The 17,440-nt window shown below is 32.1% G+C and carries 23 protein-coding genes and 1 pseudogene; 9 read left to right on the top strand and 15 right to left on the bottom strand.

Annotated features, from left to right (window positions below; all coding sequences use genetic code 11):
• Nucleotides 1-349: 349 nt before the first annotated feature.
• Nucleotides 350-613: a hypothetical protein gene (locus tag F0000_RS25125; RefSeq protein WP_255452889.1), complete on the top strand. Its 264-nt coding sequence runs from the start codon at nucleotides 350-352 to the stop codon at nucleotides 611-613.
• Nucleotides 614-620: 7 nt separating this feature from the next.
• On the opposite strand, the gene F0000_RS25120 is transcribed toward F0000_RS25125, so the two are convergent.
• From F0000_RS25120 to F0000_RS27970, 5 genes are all read right to left on the bottom strand, one after another.
• Nucleotides 621-1,004: a DoxX family protein gene (locus F0000_RS25120; RefSeq protein WP_149627469.1), complete on the bottom strand. Its 384-nt coding sequence runs from the start codon at nucleotides 1,002-1,004 to the stop codon at nucleotides 621-623.
• Between the two features lie 58 nt (nucleotides 1,005-1,062).
• The gene (locus F0000_RS25115; protein ID WP_149627468.1) at nucleotides 1,063-1,923 is read right to left on the bottom strand and encodes a mechanosensitive ion channel family protein; all 861 of its coding nucleotides are present in this window, start codon (nucleotides 1,921-1,923) and stop codon (nucleotides 1,063-1,065) included.
• A gap of 78 nt (nucleotides 1,924-2,001) precedes the next feature.
• A complete protein-coding gene (locus F0000_RS25110; RefSeq protein ID WP_149627467.1) occupies nucleotides 2,002-3,741 on the bottom strand; it encodes a thiamine pyrophosphate-dependent enzyme in 1,740 nt (579 codons plus the stop codon).
• A gap of 49 nt (nucleotides 3,742-3,790) precedes the next feature.
• Nucleotides 3,791-4,249, bottom strand: coding sequence for a hypothetical protein (locus F0000_RS25105; RefSeq protein ID WP_149627466.1), 459 nt, complete (start codon nucleotides 4,247-4,249; stop codon nucleotides 3,791-3,793).
• A gap of 92 nt (nucleotides 4,250-4,341) precedes the next feature.
• On the bottom strand, nucleotides 4,342-4,494 hold the full coding sequence (locus F0000_RS27970) for a hypothetical protein (RefSeq protein WP_188112277.1): 153 nt from the start codon (nucleotides 4,492-4,494) through the stop codon (nucleotides 4,342-4,344).
• Between the two features lie 437 nt (nucleotides 4,495-4,931).
• Here F0000_RS27970 and F0000_RS25100 point away from each other — a divergent pair, with 437 nt between their 5' ends.
• The 3 genes from F0000_RS25100 to F0000_RS25090 are packed head-to-tail and all read left to right on the top strand — an operon-like array spanning nucleotide 4,932 to nucleotide 5,816.
• Nucleotides 4,932-5,261, top strand: a complete 330-nt coding sequence (locus F0000_RS25100) for a YtxH domain-containing protein (protein ID WP_149627465.1) — start codon at nucleotides 4,932-4,934, stop codon at nucleotides 5,259-5,261.
• Nucleotides 5,261-5,608 (top strand): phage holin family protein, encoded by a 348-nt coding sequence (locus tag F0000_RS25095; RefSeq protein WP_149627464.1) that lies wholly within the window; start codon nucleotides 5,261-5,263, stop codon nucleotides 5,606-5,608. The genes F0000_RS25100 and F0000_RS25095 overlap by 1 nt, the downstream gene beginning before the upstream one ends.
• Before the next feature lie 4 nt (nucleotides 5,609-5,612).
• The gene (locus F0000_RS25090; RefSeq protein WP_149627463.1) at nucleotides 5,613-5,816 is read left to right on the top strand and encodes a DUF6327 family protein; all 204 of its coding nucleotides are present in this window, start codon (nucleotides 5,613-5,615) and stop codon (nucleotides 5,814-5,816) included.
• 5 nt (nucleotides 5,817-5,821) lie between these two features.
• Here F0000_RS25090 and F0000_RS25085 read toward each other — a convergent pair whose 3' ends face one another.
• The 6 genes and pseudogenes from F0000_RS25085 to F0000_RS25060 form a co-directional block, all read right to left on the bottom strand.
• Entirely contained in the window at nucleotides 5,822-6,886 is a 1,065-nt protein-coding gene (locus F0000_RS25085) for a response regulator transcription factor (protein WP_149627462.1), read from the bottom strand.
• 202 nt (nucleotides 6,887-7,088) lie between these two features.
• Nucleotides 7,089-7,556 carry a hypothetical protein gene (locus tag F0000_RS25080; protein WP_118461262.1) on the bottom strand — a complete coding sequence of 156 codons (468 nt, stop codon included), beginning with the start codon at nucleotides 7,554-7,556 and terminating at the stop codon, nucleotides 7,089-7,091.
• A 38-nt stretch (nucleotides 7,557-7,594) separates the two neighbouring features.
• Nucleotides 7,595-8,102: pseudogene (locus F0000_RS25075) on the bottom strand (Dps family protein).
• A 252-nt stretch (nucleotides 8,103-8,354) separates the two neighbouring features.
• On the bottom strand, nucleotides 8,355-8,957 hold the full coding sequence (locus F0000_RS25070; RefSeq protein WP_149627461.1) for a DUF2652 domain-containing protein: 603 nt from the start codon (nucleotides 8,955-8,957) through the stop codon (nucleotides 8,355-8,357).
• Nucleotides 8,958-8,975: 18 nt separating this feature from the next.
• Nucleotides 8,976-10,238: a DUF2254 domain-containing protein gene (locus tag F0000_RS25065; RefSeq protein WP_188112276.1), complete on the bottom strand. Its 1,263-nt coding sequence runs from the start codon at nucleotides 10,236-10,238 to the stop codon at nucleotides 8,976-8,978.
• Between the two features lie 53 nt (nucleotides 10,239-10,291).
• The gene (locus tag F0000_RS25060) at nucleotides 10,292-11,011 is read right to left on the bottom strand and encodes a flavodoxin family protein (RefSeq protein WP_149627459.1); all 720 of its coding nucleotides are present in this window, start codon (nucleotides 11,009-11,011) and stop codon (nucleotides 10,292-10,294) included.
• Nucleotides 11,012-11,322: 311 nt separating this feature from the next.
• Here F0000_RS25060 and F0000_RS25055 point away from each other — a divergent pair, with 311 nt between their 5' ends.
• From F0000_RS25055 to F0000_RS25040, 4 genes are all read left to right on the top strand, one after another.
• Nucleotides 11,323-11,898, top strand: a complete 576-nt coding sequence (locus F0000_RS25055; protein WP_149627458.1) for a hypothetical protein — start codon at nucleotides 11,323-11,325, stop codon at nucleotides 11,896-11,898.
• Nucleotides 11,899-12,054: 156 nt separating this feature from the next.
• On the top strand, nucleotides 12,055-12,273 hold the full coding sequence (locus F0000_RS25050) for a hypothetical protein (protein WP_149627457.1): 219 nt from the start codon (nucleotides 12,055-12,057) through the stop codon (nucleotides 12,271-12,273).
• A 13-nt stretch (nucleotides 12,274-12,286) separates the two neighbouring features.
• A complete protein-coding gene (locus tag F0000_RS25045) occupies nucleotides 12,287-13,177 on the top strand; it encodes a mechanosensitive ion channel family protein (protein WP_149627456.1) in 891 nt (296 codons plus the stop codon).
• 32 nt (nucleotides 13,178-13,209) lie between these two features.
• On the top strand, nucleotides 13,210-14,241 hold the full coding sequence (locus tag F0000_RS25040) for an AI-2E family transporter (protein WP_149627455.1): 1,032 nt from the start codon (nucleotides 13,210-13,212) through the stop codon (nucleotides 14,239-14,241).
• 243 nt (nucleotides 14,242-14,484) lie between these two features.
• Here the strand turns inward: F0000_RS25040 and F0000_RS25035 are convergent, their stop codons facing one another.
• The 3 genes from F0000_RS25035 to F0000_RS25025 form a co-directional block, all read right to left on the bottom strand.
• Nucleotides 14,485-14,637: a YqaE/Pmp3 family membrane protein gene (locus F0000_RS25035; protein ID WP_149627454.1), complete on the bottom strand. Its 153-nt coding sequence runs from the start codon at nucleotides 14,635-14,637 to the stop codon at nucleotides 14,485-14,487.
• A 68-nt stretch (nucleotides 14,638-14,705) separates the two neighbouring features.
• Entirely contained in the window at nucleotides 14,706-14,915 is a 210-nt protein-coding gene (locus F0000_RS28730; RefSeq protein WP_118461238.1) for an HVA1 family protein, read from the bottom strand.
• Between the two features lie 28 nt (nucleotides 14,916-14,943).
• A complete protein-coding gene (locus F0000_RS25025; protein ID WP_149627453.1) occupies nucleotides 14,944-15,153 on the bottom strand; it encodes a DUF2945 domain-containing protein in 210 nt (69 codons plus the stop codon).
• A gap of 389 nt (nucleotides 15,154-15,542) precedes the next feature.
• On the opposite strand from F0000_RS25025, the gene F0000_RS25020 reads away from it, so the two are divergent.
• A complete protein-coding gene (locus F0000_RS25020) occupies nucleotides 15,543-15,992 on the top strand; it encodes a PA2169 family four-helix-bundle protein (RefSeq protein WP_118461233.1) in 450 nt (149 codons plus the stop codon).
• A 184-nt stretch (nucleotides 15,993-16,176) separates the two neighbouring features.
• On the opposite strand, the gene F0000_RS25015 is transcribed toward F0000_RS25020, so the two are convergent.
• Nucleotides 16,177-17,187, bottom strand: a complete 1,011-nt coding sequence (locus tag F0000_RS25015; protein ID WP_149627452.1) for a helix-turn-helix transcriptional regulator — start codon at nucleotides 17,185-17,187, stop codon at nucleotides 16,177-16,179.
• Nucleotides 17,188-17,440: the final 253 nt, after the last annotated feature.

Genomic DNA, 17,440 nt, shown 5'->3' with positions numbered 1-17,440 from the left:
ATATGGCATTGCTAAAGCTAGTATACTTAGCCACTAAAAATATTCAGAAGAAATGGACAGCCCCTTTACACAATTGGAGCTTGATTATCCAACAATTATATATTAAATTTGGGGATCGGATAGCACTTGATTTAGCGACCAAGCCCCAGGAGGGCTCTGGGAGCTAGCTCCCAGAGCCCTCCTGGGGCTTAACCCTGAGACAGGGTTATAATTACACTTCCTGAGAATATAATTAAGTATAATAGATCATTCAATACCTTAGTAAATTATGAAATTGCTAGCCATCATAATATTCTTTTCAGCCTTATCTTTTCTTTTGTATGGATTCAGTTGTCTACTTTCCAACCATATGAAAAATGAGTTTATTCGGTTTGGTCTTGAAGAGAAAAGGAATTTAACTGGTGTATTACAAATACTAGGAGGTTTAGGATTAATTGTAGGTTATTTTTATTCTCCCATTCTTATCTCAGTGTCCTCCGGCTCTTTGGCTCTATTAATGCTACTTGGTTTTGGAGTACGAATAAAAATCAAAGATCCTATACTCGCTTCTTTACCATCATTGTTATATGCTATTCTTAATTTATATATATTTCTTCAATATACTTTTGTTTAGAACTGTTTTAAAAATAAATATTGATATGACTACTCGCTGCGATAAGAGTGCACATTACAAAAAACAGAAAAGCTGGAAAAGATTTATATAATGGATCTTTAATTTTAAAATGCATTAGTATTGATCCTAATAAAAGAATTGCCAAACCAAGCGCTGAAAATTCTTTTAGTTCAGGATACCAAATCGATATTATTAATAAAACTGCCAAAACAACCTTTAGCGCGCCTATAAAATAACAAGACCATATTGGAAGCCCGTACACTCGAAATTCTTCGATAATATTGCTGGCAGTGCCACCTCTCCATTTTGTAGCTCTTTTATTCTGAATGAGCCATACGTTTAATATACTTAGTCCTACGACAACTTGCATAGCAATGATTACATAATTCATAATGATTAATTTTAATTATTCCTTAGTGCCTTCGACTCGATAGATTCTATATTGAAATTTATGAATCTTTCTTTTCGGCGTTCTGCATTGATTTATTATCTGAGACCATACGGATTTCTCTCTGTGGAAATGGTATAGATACCCCTTTATCTTCCAGGCGTTTTTTAGCTTCTTCAATAGTATAGAAATGAACTGCCCAAAAATCTTCATTTGTCGCCCAGTAACGCAGTGACAATGTTACTGCGCTATCTCCTAAATCAGAAACGTAAATTTCTGGAGCTGGGTCTTTCAAAACTTTTTCCTGATTATTAATCAAATCAAGTAATATATCTTTTGCTTCTTTAATATTACTTGTATATGCTATTCCTATCTCTATTTTATCCCGTCTCTTATCTTCTGATGAGTAATTTATAATATTACCATTAGATACCTTACCATTAGGAATTACTGCCAATTGATTACCAAAAGTATTTAGTTTGGTAGTGAATATAGAAATTTCTTTTACTGTACCAGAAACTCCTTGGGTTTCAACAAAATCTCCTATTTTGAAAGGTTTAAAAAACAGAATCAACACACCTCCAGCAAAATTAGCCAGAGAACCTTGAAGCGCTAAACCTACGGCTAAACCAGCTGCACCTAATATCGCAACAAGAGAAGAAGTCTGAACTCCTAATTGAGTTACTACCAAAATTATCAATAAAATCTTGAGACCTATATTGATAAGGTCATATAAAAATCTTTCTAATGTCTCGTCATAATCTTTTTTCTGAAAGAATTTACGAAGCCCTCTACTAATAAGGTTAATAACCCATATACCAACAAAGAAAATTACAATTGCAGAAAAGAGCCCCGGTACAAAATCCCAAACCCATTTTACAAATTGCTCCCAATTTTCTCCAGTAAGTCCTAATTTTTCCATTGTATTTTATCCTATCTATTTATTAATATTGATTTGTTATTCTGATATGTTTTTCATTTCTATTAATTGTCACTTAATCTAATCAAAATAAGCTTCTATTTCTTGTTTAATATTTTCCCATTGTTCTTTTTCTCCATTAAATGCTCTAAATATTTCTTTCATTTTTGACAATCCAAAACCCTTAGCTTCTTCGAAACCTATCTTAGGAGGTAAAGATAGTTCTGCATTTGTAACTACTGCAGCAATAATGAAAGGCTTTTTAGAGTTTTTTGCCATTTGTATAGCCGCCAAAATGTCTTTTGCATGAGTAACTTTTATTCCATCGCCTCCACAAAGCTTTGCGTACTCTGCAAAATCGAAATTATCGACCTTGAGAGCTTCAAAATTAGGTGCTAATCCAGCTTCTTCCATTTCTATTTTGACAAAACCTAATTGAGAATTATTGAATACAATAATCTTAATTGGCAATTCATACTTTACAGCTGTAGAAAAATCTTGTAGTGACATATTAAAAGCTCCATCGCCAATTAATGACCAAACCTCTCGATTGGGAAATTGAAGTTGTGCTCCAATAGCTGATGGAAGACCTACTGCCATTGATCCATGATTAAAAGAACCTATGATTCTTCGATCAGAATGAAAATTCATAAAATTAGAAGCCCAGATAGCCGCCGTTCCTGTATCAATAGTAAAAATTGCATCATTGGAAGCCAGATCGCTAGCCGCTTTTGCAAAGATATGTGGATGTAAAGGCTCCATATCACGAGATGGACTTGCTTTTTTATCATTAGATTCTTTCCAATCACTAAATTTATCTGTTAAGGTATTTAAAAAGGAATCATCTTTTTTTTCTGAGCATAAATTAAGAAGTGAAGTAATTGTTGTTTGAATATCACCGTGAAGACCTAAAGTTACGGATGAACGATTACCAATGTTCTCTGGTCTAATATCAACCTGAATGGTTTTAGTGTTTTCAGGAAGAAAATCGGTATATGGAAAATCTGTCCCTAACATCAATAATAAATCACAATCCATCACAGCTTTATAACCTGAAGGATTACCAATGAGTCCTGTTAATCCAACGACATTATCAGTTGAGTGATCAAATACATCTGCTGCTCTTAGTGTATGTGTTATTGGAGCTTTTAATAATTGTGAGAAACTAATCACTTCTTCTCTAGCTTCTCTACACCCAGCTCCTGCTAAAATTCCTATTTTTTTGGATTCGTTGATAAGTTTTGCAGCAAGATTCAATTCCTCTTGACTAGGAATGATATTACTTTTTGATCTGAATATCGTATGAACAAAATTTCTATTTTCGGCTTTCATTTGCGCAATATCTGCCGGCAATTCTATTCTACAAACACATTGGTGATTTACTGCAATCCTGATAGCTCTCAGAATAACCCTTGGCGCTTCTTCAGGAGATCTAATGACCGCTTGATATTCACATATGTCATCATATATTTTTTTAAGATCAGCTTCTTGATGATAGTTTGTCCCTAAATGCTCGATTGGTATTTGCCCGGTTATCGCAATTACAGGAGATCGTTCTTTTTTTGCATTATATAAGCCATTAATTAAGTGTAACGCACCAGGACCTACAGTACTTGCGCAGACCCCAAAATTATGATTAAGTTCTCCCTGAGCAAACGCTGCATAAGACGCATTACCTTCATGATGTACTCCAACCCACTCAATAATATCCTGTTTACCAATAGCATCTATAAGAGGGTTTAAAGCATCTCCTGCAACTCCAAAAATATGTTTCACTCCTTCATTTTGCAATATTTCCAATAACTGTTCGGATACATTCATTTTTTTATTTTTAAATTAGCTATTCAACCTCAGCACCCATTCTTTGTTTTTAAAAGACAAGCTGGGATTCAAAAGGTTTTGACCATTTTGATACTCTATCTATTGCTGGAATAAGTGTGGCAAAAACTTCAAATTTTCTAGTATATACCGAAGTATTGCCTTGTAATTTCCCCAATTTGATTGTCATAGGAGTTTTAATACTTATATTTTCTTTATTTGCTTCTTCTGATCTTATCAAAACACTTTCCTTGCATAAAAAATCATCCTTCCGTTCATTTCTAACTACTCGCAACACTTTAGTATCATCCCAATTAGAAATCAATACAGGTACATCCTTCATGCCATGAACATCGTAGACAAATAGATGTAATAAATACTCCATATTACCAGATATATCCAATGGATGAAACTGTATTTCAGTTTTTACGATGATAGTGTTTGTTTTAGCATCATCTACCTCAATATATTCTGGAATTTTATCAAGGGTCACTTCAGTTATTTTTGCCATATTGTTATTATTTACCTATTAAAAAAAAGATTGTGATTTCTACTTATTCACTGTTTTGCCGTGATTATTACTTTCAAAAGCATCAATAAACATTAAAATACATCTAAGAAAACTCCTGAAGCAACAACTCCAACTATCAATAAAATCAATACCAATACAATAAACTTTGTCCCTACTTTTGTCTTTGTGTTTTTCTGAAAAATATAATCTCTTCTTTCCTCGACTTCTTCTTTTACGAATTTCATTTTTGTATGTTTTAATTAAACTTTTATTATTTTGTACGGACTATTTTCTTATTTACAAATTCAAAAAACCCTTCTTTTGAAAGGTCTCCCCTCATACTCTGCTGCCATACTACCACCAAAAGGTATCTTGGACTAGAAATGCTTCCTCCGATTTTTGTAAGGAAGTATTAATCCTATTTACGTAAATAAGATATATTCTTTTAAAATTTCTCCGGTAAAAGAATAAATTCTTGTGATTGTACTTGCCATCCAACATCATTTTAACTACATTCCAAAGATAGATTGAGAGATGTGAAAGGATGAACGCTTTTGATATAAATGTTAGTTCGTTTGCCAAAAATCATTTCCGTTAACATCCTTATGGTTTGAGTCAAAGCTTACAACTATTTTTGATGAATTTTGTAATAAATATTTTAACAACATAAAAAACAATAACAATGAGTAATAGTGGAAATACATTTTTAGGAATTTTGGCAGGAACCGCAATTGGTGCAGCTTTAGGTATTCTATTTGCTCCAGACAAAGGTGTAAATACCAGAAAAAGATTAGCAGATGAAGCGCAAGCGACCAAAGATCATTTAGCAAGAGAAGCTTCTAGTTTAAAACATCAGATAGCAGATACTGTATCTAACCAAAAAGAAACGTTAGACACCAAAATTGAGTCTCTAGTTTCTGATGCAAGTTATAAAGCAGATGATGTTATTACCTCCCTTGAAAAAAAATTAAGTGAGTTGAAAGCTAAGAATAAAAAATTACAAAAATCGTAATGGGAGTAATTAACGCATTAAACGAAACCTCTAATAAAGCTTTCGATTCTGGAGAAAAGTATGTAAAAGCCTCTCAAGAATATTATAGGCTTAAAGCTTTCCAGCAATTGGCAAGAGCATTTTCATTCTTAAGCAAGCTGGCCATTATCGGTGGCTTGCTTTTCCTTGGATTAATATTCTTAACGGTGTCGGGAGCAATTTGGCTAGGACAACTTATTGGCAATACTGCATTAGCTTGTTTAATAGTGGCTGCAGCACTGTTTACTATTACGGGTATAGCATATCTTATTCGCCAAAAAATTGATAAAAACATTATAAGAAAAATGTCTCAAGAATTTTTTGATTAACGCTATGAAAAAGACATACACTTCATTCAAGGAAATAGAACAAGATCTGCGTAAACTGAGTTTACAACGTCAAATATCCTTAGAAGAAATGAAACTTCTAAAATCTGAGTTCAAAGATGATTTACAACCGTATCAGTGGGTATCCACAGTTATTAGTGCGGTAAAGAAATATGGTATATTTTATCTGATCAAAAAGTTTTTTAAATAGTATCGTTAGGACACACCTACGACTTCGTCTACAGGCAATTCAGTTCTGTTTTTGAAATTATTAGGGCTTATATCATACTTTTCTTTAAAAATTTTAGAGAAATAACTTCTACTACTAAACCCTATAGAGTATACAATTTCTGAGATATTCATATCAGTTGTTCTTATCAAATCCCTGGCAGCTTCTAATCGTACGTGGCGAATATATTCTGTTACCGTTCTAGCATATAATAATTTAAATCCTTCCTGAAGCTTTGCCTGAGGTAAACCTGTTTCTTCAGATAATTGTTCTAAAGAATAATCTTTGGCTACATCCTTGATAATTTTCTTAGCCAAACCTCTGATTAACTTTAATTCTCGTTTTAAAAGCGTAGTAGGTAATACTTTCTCTTTCATTGCTCGATCATGTTGCTGAATATGCATAGATAAGATTTGATAAATCATACCTTCTATTTGTAATATCCTTATCATACCTTTTTGCTTTATTTTCCGTAAAGCACTTATCTGATCTGCTAATTTTAAATTAAAAGTACCAAAATAAGCAAAGGCTTTTTCGTGATCTTCATCCATAAAAACCTTATACAGCCTTTCATTGAGCTGTGATACATTATTAAGTCGCTTTTTTAAATATTTCTTTCTAGCAATTTGTATTACATTAATTTCTAATTTTTCTTCTTTTGGAAAATACCCGTAGTTATATCCTCCATCTCGGCTGGTAATAATAACTGACTGAAACTGTTCTAAAGTATGTACTTCATTTTGGAATCCAAATCTATGTCCACAATGTCCTGTAAGGCAATATGCAAAGTGAATTGGATTGTATTCTGAAGCATCCATTTTTAATACAAACTCTTTATGAAATACAATATCGTATTCCAATAAGTTTACTCCCCAATCAAACGTAATAAATCTAATGGATCCATGAGCATTTAGATTATTAACAGTGAGTTCGTACTCTCCCCATCGCTCCTCTATTCTTCCCCCTATAACTTCCTGAATTTGCCTAACTGTTCCTTCAGTATCCTTAGCAGTAATATTAATTTCTATGGCGGTTGTTGGTTCTGCGTACATCTTTAAAAAATGATTAGAATGTTGTTTTGTTGAACGTTATCGTAAAATTAACAAACAAAAATAATTTATTCTTGATTTGAAGTATAAGATTTTGTTAAGGTACATCAAAAAAGAAAGGCTATTACAGATAGCATCTTATAAAATCAAAAAAAACTCCCAAAAAAGGGAGTCTTTAAAAACAATTATTTCTTTAAATATCTTTTTAGATCGAATCAAATTCATCCACAAAAAAGTAATCTTTGTCTGCGTTATTCACAAAATATACTCCTTCTCCAAAAATATATTCTACATTTTTATTATCAACTATTACTTTAAACCCCTTTTCTGTAGGCTTTAATTCAAAACTATCATTAGCATCTTTGGTGTATCGTAATACAATATATTTGTCGTAATCACTATACAGATCATTGTCTACATAAATCAACTTTGTAACTTGTTGTGGAGTGGCTTTTATATCTTGATTCAACTTTCCTTTATCAGATTCATCCAACATTACTTTTGACTTTCCTGTTTTGTACACAGTGATTCTGTAAGGCACTGTTTTACCGTCTTTCTTGAACTCGTATGTTTTAGTAGTTCTAGTTTTTACAACCTGTTTATTACTTTGTGCGATTGCACCTGTAAGTGTAAATGTGATTAACAATGTTGTTATTAGTTTTATCATTTTCATTTTATATAATTTTAAAAGGTTATTATTTATTAATTTGGTTATGCTTTTCTAATCATACTAGTATCCAAATGGTCTGTGGTATTTTTAGACCAAGCATTTAACATCCAGCTTGACTTTTCTAACTCTCTAATATAGGCTCCTACCATATCGATTGTACCTTCGTCTCCTGCCTCTCCAGCATGTTCAAGTATCACCCTCATTTGAGTTAGTAATTTTTTTATGATCTCCAAGTAATTCTGTAACCATTTCTATATCTTTCATCAAGGGTGTCACTTCTTTTAAATCTGATAATTTGATATACTCCGCGAACTGACTTACTGGATGATGCTGTAATGTTAAAATACGCTCTGCGATTTCATCAATTTTTATTTTAGCATCATTATATAATTCTTCAAATTTTATGTGGAGATCAAAGAAATTTTTTCCTAAAATATTCCAGTGGAACCCTCTTAATTTTTGGTAGTATAAATTGTAATCAGCTAAAAGTATATTTAATTCTAATACTACGGGTAAAAGCTTTTTCTCATCCATGTTCAAATAATTCATAGCAATTTTTTAAGATTAATAATATAGTAAAGTCGAACAACAGAATTGTATTATTCTTTTTTGTTCATTACAAAGATACCTTGAGTAGAATGGCATCTTTTGCTCATATACTATTTATCTTAACTCTATCGTAAAGAGAGCAAACATAAGATGGAAATTATAAGAATATGGTTTTAGAAATTTAGTATTACCTAAAAAAAAGTATGCTTTTCGGATTTGACGAAACTATATAAAATTCTAGTAAAATGAACCTTATTCAACCAAAGGTTCAAGATTAATATAGCTATAGTTAATTTCTCCTATATGCTTATATTCAGTTTCTCGATCGTGAAGTTCTCCCCATCCAAAATTTCGTTCGATAGTCTTATCCTTATATTCCGATAACAAATCTTCAGAAAGTAAAATATATTCATCTATTGGTATTTTGTTTTTTAATAATCTATGGGCGATAATAACATCTTCTCCCATAAGTTTTATGTTTTTACCAATTGGAACTGCACTAATTTCCCGACCATAATGTAACACAATTTTAAGACCAAGCATCTCCGGAATATTATTTCCTTCTTCTGTATCTTTATACTGTTTATGAAGTATTTTTAACTGTTCATAAAATTCTGTGTAAAACAATCTGCACTGATACACCAATTCTGTGAATGTTGGTAATGGTCCGGTTCTATAAAACAAAATAGCGTCTCCCTCAATTTCTGAGACTTTAAGATCTAATTTGTTCGCATAGATTACTCTGTTAAGTAATGACGGTATGACTTTAGAACTTAATTCTATATTTGTGGAACTCATAAATTCAGTAAAACCACTGATATCCGGTATACATAGTAAGGTTGGTGTTGCTTTCATATATTTTGAAGAAAAAAGTTAAGTCTCTAATAACTCTAAGATACGTTTTAGATCTTGATTATTACTTATGTGTTTTTTTAAATCATTACCTAATGCTATAATTTCATTTTGTACAGCTTCTGCATAATCAGGATGCATCTCTTTACTTTTTCTAATAAAAATCAATGCACTCAATAGTTCATAAGAAACCGTGCTATCTGTTTTTGCATATACACGAATCGGTTCAATCACAATACGCATTAATTCTAAAGCACTTATTTTATTATGTATAACCGTTATTTCGCAATCCGCTATACCTAAAATAGTTTTTGGTTCAATTTTTAGCGCCTGTTCCACTAACTGACCTAATTTAGAAATAGCATTGATTGCAGTTCCCGGATCATTAATTCCTGGAGACAAGGCTTTTACAGCTACCTCTGTTAATTTTATCATTCCTCCAACACCACTATCATCTTCATGTCGATTAGACAGAATATAAAGGCAGATGTGTAAAGAAGCTAATTCTTCTTCAGAAATAGGTTCTTTTATTCCAAGAACAGGGTCTCCTTTCCAGATATGTTGATCTGCATAAGGGATAATTTCTATTGTGTTTTCTTTACTTTTCAAAGAATCCTGCAATAGTGTAATATCAAATGATCGATAATAACCGGTTTTTTTACTAGGTATTGTTTTCCAATATTGACATGAGGTATTTTGATCTTCAGAACTGTTCTCTTTTTGTTCTTGTTTTTCCTTTTCAAGCAATTTAGTACTGGACGCATAAATCTTGTCTATAATATTATGTATTTGTATCGCTTGAGATATACTATGAATAAAATACACAAACAACCCAATACAAAATGCTCCCAGTACTGCTGACACCATTACAGAAAATCCTACAGCGTTTGTGGATGAACCATAAGCGCCTAAAGACATTAAAACCAGTATCGAAAACAATATCGTTCCTATATAAAATCCTAATATAATTTGATGCTTTTTGTTAGAGATCAATCCCGGCAAAAGTCTTGGAGAAAAGTTAGAAGAAGCTTGATTTAATACTACCATTACCATGGTAAAACTAAAAACAGTCAACGACAATATCCCTCCAAACAATGTAGAGAGAATTGTTCTAGCAGTTTCGTTATCCTGTACCAAAAGATAAGGCACTTCTTTTTTCAGCGCATTAGTAACCTCTAGATTTTCCACAAATAATAAAATGATTGCTAAAAAAAAGAATCCTGCACTAATTAGAATGGGATAAAATGCAATGCTATGAAAAATAGCACTTTTTATTCTTTTCAAAAACTTCAATGTGGATTTCATAACAGTCTGTCTATTTTTCTTAAGATAATAGATTATCGATATTCAGGGTTTTCAAAATTCCAACGTGTTCCATCATCCCAATCTTCTCTAGAATTACCATATCCGCTATAACCATCATTATTCTTTAACATCGCAGCTAAATGAAGTAAATTATACGTCATAAAGGTAGTGTTTCTGTTAGTAAAAGCATTGTTCTTTGCACCAGACTCTTCATCCAAGTAACTTGGTCCGGGACCTGCTTCACCAATCCATCCACAATCTGCCTGCGGAGGTATGCTATATCCTAAATGCTGTAAGGCGTATAAGACACCCATTGCGCAATGCTTTATCCCATCTTCATTACCAGTGATGATACACCCTCCTACTTTTCCATAATAAATATACTGCCCTTTTTTATTAGTTTTACCGCTCATTCCGTACAATCTTTCAATTAGTTTAGTGGCGACAGATGATTTTTCTCCTAACCATATAGGTGTTCCTATAATTAGAATATCAGCATCCATTATTTTTTCATAGATTTCCGGCCAATCATCTTTTTCTTTTCCTTCCTCCTTCATATCCGGCATTAATCCATAAGCAACATCATAATCTACTAATCGAAAATATTCTACTCTTACATTTTCGGATTTCATAATATCCATAGATACATTAATAAGTCCTTCAGTGTGACTTTTTTGGTTGGAGCTTTTTAAAGTACAATTAATGTATAATGCTTTTAGATTAGAAAAATCAGGTTGTTTTGTAGTACTCATGCCATTTTAGTTTTAAGAATTATGGTGAGTTACAAGTTGAGGAATTAATCTTCGATATTGGTGTGCAATCACTAGATTTATTAACTCAATACCTAATAGAGAATATTCCTTGCCCAATCTTACTTGACTATCAAAACAGTCAAGGAAAATTGTATATGCGCACAGTTTATCAATCTTTGAAATCTACCTTTGTCTTGTAAACAAACAGAAATAAGGGCTACAAAAAATTAAAAACGTAAAATATCATTAGGGCAAATGTGATGTGTTAAAATAAGTAGCCCTTAATTTTTAAACTAAAAAACCTTTTAACTATGAAAAAATTTGCAGGAATATTTATGATAATTCTTTTAGTAACAAGCTGCGATGTACAGCAAAAAAAAGAAGCAAAATTACCTGAGGTAGATGTAGATATAGATACCGAAGTGGGGCAACTTCCAACATTCGATGTAGATTGGGCTGATGTAAACGTAGGAACCAGAACAAAGATGGTTAAAATCCCTAAAGTTGTTGTGGTAATGGAAGAAGTAGAGGTAGAAGTACCTTATGTGGATGTAGACATGCCGAATAGCGGAGAGAAAGAAGAATTGACACTGACTGTTGAAGCAGAAGTGACTGATAAAGAACATTCTATTTATATCAAAGAGATTATTGCTTCTAATGATAAATTATACGTGATTTTCAGGTTAAAAGAACTAGATCAAGATCTGGGTGATAAAAAACTAAGAGTTTCTGATCGTGTAATTCTTAATGCTCCTGATCTTAACGTAAAACATATTATTATGGGAGAAAAGCGGGACAGAGTGTTTAATCATAAGTACAAATATGTGAAAGACATTAGTGCTTTTAAAGCAGACTTAAAAGAATCTAAAGTGATTTTCACTAAATAGTATATCTAATTCCAGATAGATATGGTTAGTTGACGAAATGGCCTCTTTAGATATATTTAAAGAGGTCATTTTTATTTTAAGAGCATAATATAATGGTATTTTTGATTAGCCCTAAATAAAAAAGAAATACAAAAGAATATTCTAAAAGCATATGATATGGCTGCAACCAGTTTAGGAAACACTAGAAATATCTGTCGTAAATACTATGTGCATCCCTTCGTAGAGTCATCTTATAAAGATGGTTCTATAGAAAAGGTATTTAACAGAATTGATCCTTCTGATCAATTAGAGGATTATTTCACCAATACAGAAGGTGCTATTTTAAAATTACTGTCGGACTACACACCAACATTTTTAAAAAATATTAAACACTAAAAATCAAAAAAACATGAATGACAAACTAATCAATGCTTGGAATAAAATGTATGAAAAACTAGAATCTTGGTTAAACTCGATTGTAGTAAACTTACCCAATATTTTGATAGCAGTCTTTGTATTCATAGTAGCACTTATTGCTTCAAAATATATTAGCAAACTAGCACGAAAGATACTCGATAAAAGCAGACTTCAACCATCGATGAAAAATCTGATTTCAAAATTTATATCTATTGCTGTTGTCATTATAGGATTATTTCTGATTTTGGGTATTCTTAATCTGGATAAAGCACTCAACACTATTCTTGCAGGTGCTGGGGTAGCTGGTCTTGCCGTTGGTTTGGCATTACAAGGAGCATTAGCTAACACTTACTCTGGTATAATCCTATCTTATATCAAGCATATCAAATTTGGGGACTGGATAGAAACCAATGACTTTGAAGGAGAAGTTATCGATATAGATCTACGTGCCGTTACCATAAAGCAAGTAGATAATAATTTAGTGTATATTCCTAATAAATTGGTAGTAGACAACCCAATTAAGAATTACTCAACTACCGCACAATCGCGTGTAATTCTTGAATGTGGTGTTGGATACGAATCAGATCTACGATTTGTCGAAAAACTTACAAAAGAAACTATTGTTTCTAATTTTGAAGCAGTACAGAAAAAAGACGACGTTTTATTCTTATGGAGAGAATTTGGGGATAGCTCAATTAACTACGAACTCCGTTTTTGGATTAATTCTACCTCTGCTTTGGAGGTTGCTAAAGCTAAAAGTGAAACCATGATGTTAATGAAAGAAGCATATGATAAAAATAACATCAACATCCCATTCCCTATACGAACATTAGATTTCCCTAAGGGTTTTGATTTAATGAAAAAAGAAGAAGAGGAAAAATAGGATATCTTTAGAGAATAAATTACAAATCATAAATGAAAAATATTAGCCCAAACATTATACGGCAAGTTTTTGTATTACTTCTTATATTTTTAATTGGCGGACTTATCTTTAGAGAAATCCTCCCGTATCTATCCGGTATTTTGGGAGCGATCACCATTTATGTCATTTTACGAAAGTGGATGGTGTTTTTAATTCGCAAAGGCTGGCATCCAGACCTTGCAGCAGTAACACTATTAATCGGCTCTTTCTTAGGAATATTGGTACCTGTAGTGGGATTAATTCTTATGTTGAGCAACAAAATTGGACACGTTGCAGATAATTTTGAAAAAGTCATTGTGGCACTTAAGGGAAGGTTGGACACTTGGGAGAATGAAATTGGCTACGATCTAAGCGAGCAATTAGACGCAAAAGCTATTTCCAATTGGACTACAGAAAACTTGCAAAACTTTGCCGGAGGCACTTTTAATGTATTTATTTCTATTGGTATTATGTATTTTCTACTCTATTATATGTTTACAAACAGAAGGAAACTAAGGGAATCACTTTTTGAATATATACCAATCAATAATGATAATTTAAAAATCATAGGCGACGAGAGTCAGAAAATGGTTAGATCTAATGCCGTTGGTATTCCATTGGTTGCCATTACACAAGGAGTTGTCGCACTTATTGGATTCCTGATATTTGGTATAGAAGACCCTTTGTTTTGGTTCGTTATCGTAATCGTTGGATCTATGATCCCTTTTGTGGGTACGATCATAGGCATATTGCCCGTTTTTATAATTACTCACTCAACCGGAAACGTTTTTCAGGCTTGGGGGATTTTAATATACGGATTAGTAGTTGTTGGATTTTCTGATAACATAGTCAGGTTATATATTTTACAAAAATTAGATAATGTACACCCGATAATAACTCTTATTGGAGTTATTGTCGGTGTTCCCCTATTTGGTTTTATAGGACTTATTTTTGGTCCGCTATTAATTAGTCTGTTTTTAATAGTGGTTCAAATCTATAAATCAGAATATGGAAAACCAACACCGAATGGTGAAGAAAAATTATAAGTACAATGACATGCAGATTTTTTTACTTATGTTGTTAGCAGGACACTACCTCTTTTTCATATCATACAACTTCATTAAAAGAAAGTGTTTCAGTAAATTTATGAGCGTATTTGTTTTTTTAGCATACTCCGATAATTCAAAAATCAAAAAAGCGATACAACCTGAACCTCTCTTGCTCCTCTGAAATATCTTATTTCCATCGCAAAAAGAACGTCGAATACTTTTGTAATTCTCCCTCTGACTTTATTTATTAACTATAAAGGCGTGAATAACACCTGGCAACCATCCGATTAAAGTTAATATCAGGCTAATTAAGAACGTAGTTCCGAGTCCGTGTTTTAAAAAGACAGCTAATGGTGGTAATAAAATGTTTAACAGTATTGTTAGTAAAGACATAGTTTTATGATTTATTAGTTATTAATTCTTTATTGGTTTACTAAAATTGCTTTCTTCAGCTATTCTAATTATCTACATAAAACAACCTCCGTATCATTTTTCAACACGTGTGAACCATCGGAACTTTTAATGTATAACGCCATATTAGCACTGCTAAAACGGACCAATGAATTCTCCTTTATTTTTCTTGTGATCTTGTATACATATGTTTCTTCGACAATACCGAATTGGGTAGTTTGATCTTGAGTCCACCTTACTTTCTCTCCTTTTTTTATCATGTCCTAGTTTTTAGCTGTTCCAATTTAGCTATATACGATCAACTTCGTTTTCACTTTTGAGGACATAATCCCCATCATCTTGTTTTATATGAAGCGCTTTATTTCCTTCCTCCCCAATTCTGGTTACTTCAGTTCCTTTTATTGTTTTGGTTACCTTAGTAGTATACGTTTCCACTACCTTTCCTATTGCTTTACCCTGACCCCATTTCCAAGAAACTTCACTGCCTTTACGTATCATATTTTTTTCACAAGATCAATTATAAACATCAGGCACATTAATCCAATCAAAAAAATTATTAACTCAAACCCATTGAAAAATCTACACCTAGTTAAAAAAAGTTAAATTCTAAATGAGTCAATTTTTCGTTTATCTGAGCAAAAACAAAATACAAAACGATTTTATCTTCGTGTAAAATCAAATAAACATGGTGCTTCAATTTCTATTAATATTTGTTAGTGGATTTGCTTCGGGTGTGATTACAGTTGTCACAACAGGGATGCTAAAAAAAAGAAACAGTAGATAGAACAATACAATTACCAGTATTTAAAATGACTGGTAACACTAAACATAAGATGTTAATCGATAAGCATCTATAAACAATTATCGTTCACTTAAAACTAAAATTTATGGCAACTTATTCTGAAAAAGTTGGAAACAAACTTAATGATTTATTGGAAAAGACGTATGATGCAGAAAAGGGATTTAAAAAAGCTGCTGAAAATAGTAATCACTCTGGATTAAAAAATTATTTTAATCAAAAAGCTCAAGAGCGTTATGATTTTGGTCATGAGCTTAAAACAGAACTCACATCCGTTGGTCAAGAAATTGAAAAAGGAGGAAGCATTGCAGGGTCAGCACATCGAGCGTGGATGGATGTAAAATCGTTTTTATCCTCTGACAATGAAGAGTCCATGTTAGAAGAGGCTATTAGAGGAGAGAAATCTGCATTGGAGGAATACAACGATGTTCTTTCTGAAACTACATTACCACCAACTACACAAACGGTATTAACACAACAAAAAAATAAAATATTGCAAGGATTATCTTCTATTAAAAGATTAGAAGACTTACACTAGATAACTTATTATTGCACACAAAAAGAGATCATTAGCGAAATACGGTAATGATCTCTTTTTGTATGTAAAATTCATTAGTCAAAGAGCTTTTATTGCCAAAAGAAAAAGGAGAAATAGTTTTATATAATATCTACTTTAGCTCTAATCACAAAAATACCTTATAACAAATCAGAAACACTATTAACTATCTTGATTTGTATTCTTTTGGGCTACAGGAGTATTTTTTCTTAAAAATTTTACAGAAATAACTTCTACTAGTCAATCCAACGGAATACACAACTTCGGAAATTGTTAACTCAGTAGTTTTTATTAGTTTTTCTGCTTTTTCTAAACGTACATTTCTAACAAAATCAGAAACAGTCCTTTGAAACATAAACTTAAAACCTTCTTGCAGTTTTGCAGGAGAAAGTCCGGACTCCAAACATAATGATTTTATACTGTGCTGTATTTCCGGATGCCCTTTAATAAAATCGCTAACTTGAGAGATAGCCATTAATTCATTCTTTAGCAAGCCACTCGTGTTAGAGTTATTCTCAATTTCTGCATGGAATTGTTCAATATGCTCTGCCAAAATCAAATAGTATCTCCCTTTTTGAGATAATAATTCGGAAACTTCATTACTATACTCTATTCCAAATAATAATTTTAATTGCTCTGCAATTTTTAAGCTATAGCTCCCCAAATGAAAGTGTTTTGATTTGGTTCCGATGTCATATAGTAAACCTTGAAGTTTTTTACCAAACGGATTATTCTCTTTACTGAACTTATCAAAGTATTCCTTCTTATTTACACAGATGATATTAAGCACCAAATGATTCCCCTTCCTAATTATAATTTTGCTCGCTAAACTTTTATCGCTATGAGCAACTGCAGTTTGGAATCGCTCAATAAGCGTAGCTTTTTCGAAAGATTCAAATTGATGATAACATTTACCATCTAAACAATATAAAAACTGAATGGATTCTGACGTTATAGAATCGATAGGAATCTCTATATCCTTTATTAGTTTTAATTTGAAATCAAAAGTTTGTAAGCCACTTTGCAAATTTGTGTATCGTACTTGCCCTTTTCCAACTTCTGAATCTAAAGTTAACGTATGCATATCATAATCTACGGTAATATTTCCTTGGAGATGTTCTTTGAGATCATTTAACTCAGAAGGAACGCTCACCAAATCATTTTCTATTTTTTCCATAACACCCTTCTTAATAATTTAATAATTGATTTTAAGATAGTTACACAATATAACTGTGCTACAAAAGTAGTTAGTTGACACACCATTGTTTAACGTTTTTGGGTATTTTATCGTTATTGTGTAAATTGACCCGTCCTGAAATATGTATACAAAAAACCAATGTATATGTATAAAAATGATGGATATGTGAGACGCTATAGCGAAAGCTTTAAACTCAAAGTTCTAGCAGAACTTACCAAAGGAAACCACTCCA

This window comes from Aquimarina sp. RZ0, assembly GCF_008370685.1.
In the GTDB taxonomy this organism is placed as follows: domain Bacteria; phylum Bacteroidota; class Bacteroidia; order Flavobacteriales; family Flavobacteriaceae; genus Aquimarina.
The sequence above is the reverse complement of the archived record's forward strand: the minus strand, read 5'-3'. Positions and strand labels throughout refer to the sequence as shown.

Bases quoted from the DNA above. Each gene is read 5' to 3' on its own strand.
- F0000_RS25125 (WP_255452889.1), top strand. From the start codon at position 350: ATGAAAAATGAGTTTATTCGGTTTGGTCTTGAAGAGAAAAGGAATTTA.
- F0000_RS25120 (WP_149627469.1), bottom strand. From the start codon at position 1,004: ATGAATTATGTAATCATTGCTATGCAAGTTGTCGTAGGACTAAGTATA.
- F0000_RS25115 (WP_149627468.1), bottom strand. From the start codon at position 1,923: ATGGAAAAATTAGGACTTACTGGAGAAAATTGGGAGCAATTTGTAAAA.
- F0000_RS25110 (WP_149627467.1), bottom strand. From the start codon at position 3,741: ATGAATGTATCCGAACAGTTATTGGAAATATTGCAAAATGAAGGAGTG.
- F0000_RS25105 (WP_149627466.1), bottom strand. From the start codon at position 4,249: ATGGCAAAAATAACTGAAGTGACCCTTGATAAAATTCCAGAATATATT.
- F0000_RS27970 (WP_188112277.1), bottom strand. From the start codon at position 4,494: ATGAAATTCGTAAAAGAAGAAGTCGAGGAAAGAAGAGATTATATTTTT.
- F0000_RS25100 (WP_149627465.1), top strand. From the start codon at position 4,932: ATGAGTAATAGTGGAAATACATTTTTAGGAATTTTGGCAGGAACCGCA.
- F0000_RS25095 (WP_149627464.1), top strand. From the start codon at position 5,261: ATGGGAGTAATTAACGCATTAAACGAAACCTCTAATAAAGCTTTCGAT.
- F0000_RS25090 (WP_149627463.1), top strand. From the start codon at position 5,613: ATGAAAAAGACATACACTTCATTCAAGGAAATAGAACAAGATCTGCGT.
- F0000_RS25085 (WP_149627462.1), bottom strand. From the start codon at position 6,886: ATGTACGCAGAACCAACAACCGCCATAGAAATTAATATTACTGCTAAG.
- F0000_RS25080 (WP_118461262.1), bottom strand. From the start codon at position 7,556: ATGAAAATGATAAAACTAATAACAACATTGTTAATCACATTTACACTT.
- F0000_RS25070 (WP_149627461.1), bottom strand. From the start codon at position 8,957: ATGAAAGCAACACCAACCTTACTATGTATACCGGATATCAGTGGTTTT.
- F0000_RS25060 (WP_149627459.1), bottom strand. From the start codon at position 11,011: ATGAGTACTACAAAACAACCTGATTTTTCTAATCTAAAAGCATTATAC.
- F0000_RS25055 (WP_149627458.1), top strand. From the start codon at position 11,323: ATGAAAAAATTTGCAGGAATATTTATGATAATTCTTTTAGTAACAAGC.
- F0000_RS25050 (WP_149627457.1), top strand. From the start codon at position 12,055: ATGGCTGCAACCAGTTTAGGAAACACTAGAAATATCTGTCGTAAATAC.
- F0000_RS25045 (WP_149627456.1), top strand. From the start codon at position 12,287: ATGAATGACAAACTAATCAATGCTTGGAATAAAATGTATGAAAAACTA.
- F0000_RS25040 (WP_149627455.1), top strand. From the start codon at position 13,210: ATGAAAAATATTAGCCCAAACATTATACGGCAAGTTTTTGTATTACTT.
- F0000_RS25035 (WP_149627454.1), bottom strand. From the start codon at position 14,637: ATGTCTTTACTAACAATACTGTTAAACATTTTATTACCACCATTAGCT.
- F0000_RS28730 (WP_118461238.1), bottom strand. From the start codon at position 14,915: ATGATAAAAAAAGGAGAGAAAGTAAGGTGGACTCAAGATCAAACTACC.
- F0000_RS25025 (WP_149627453.1), bottom strand. From the start codon at position 15,153: ATGATACGTAAAGGCAGTGAAGTTTCTTGGAAATGGGGTCAGGGTAAA.
- F0000_RS25020 (WP_118461233.1), top strand. From the start codon at position 15,543: ATGGCAACTTATTCTGAAAAAGTTGGAAACAAACTTAATGATTTATTG.
- F0000_RS25015 (WP_149627452.1), bottom strand. From the start codon at position 17,187: ATGGAAAAAATAGAAAATGATTTGGTGAGCGTTCCTTCTGAGTTAAAT.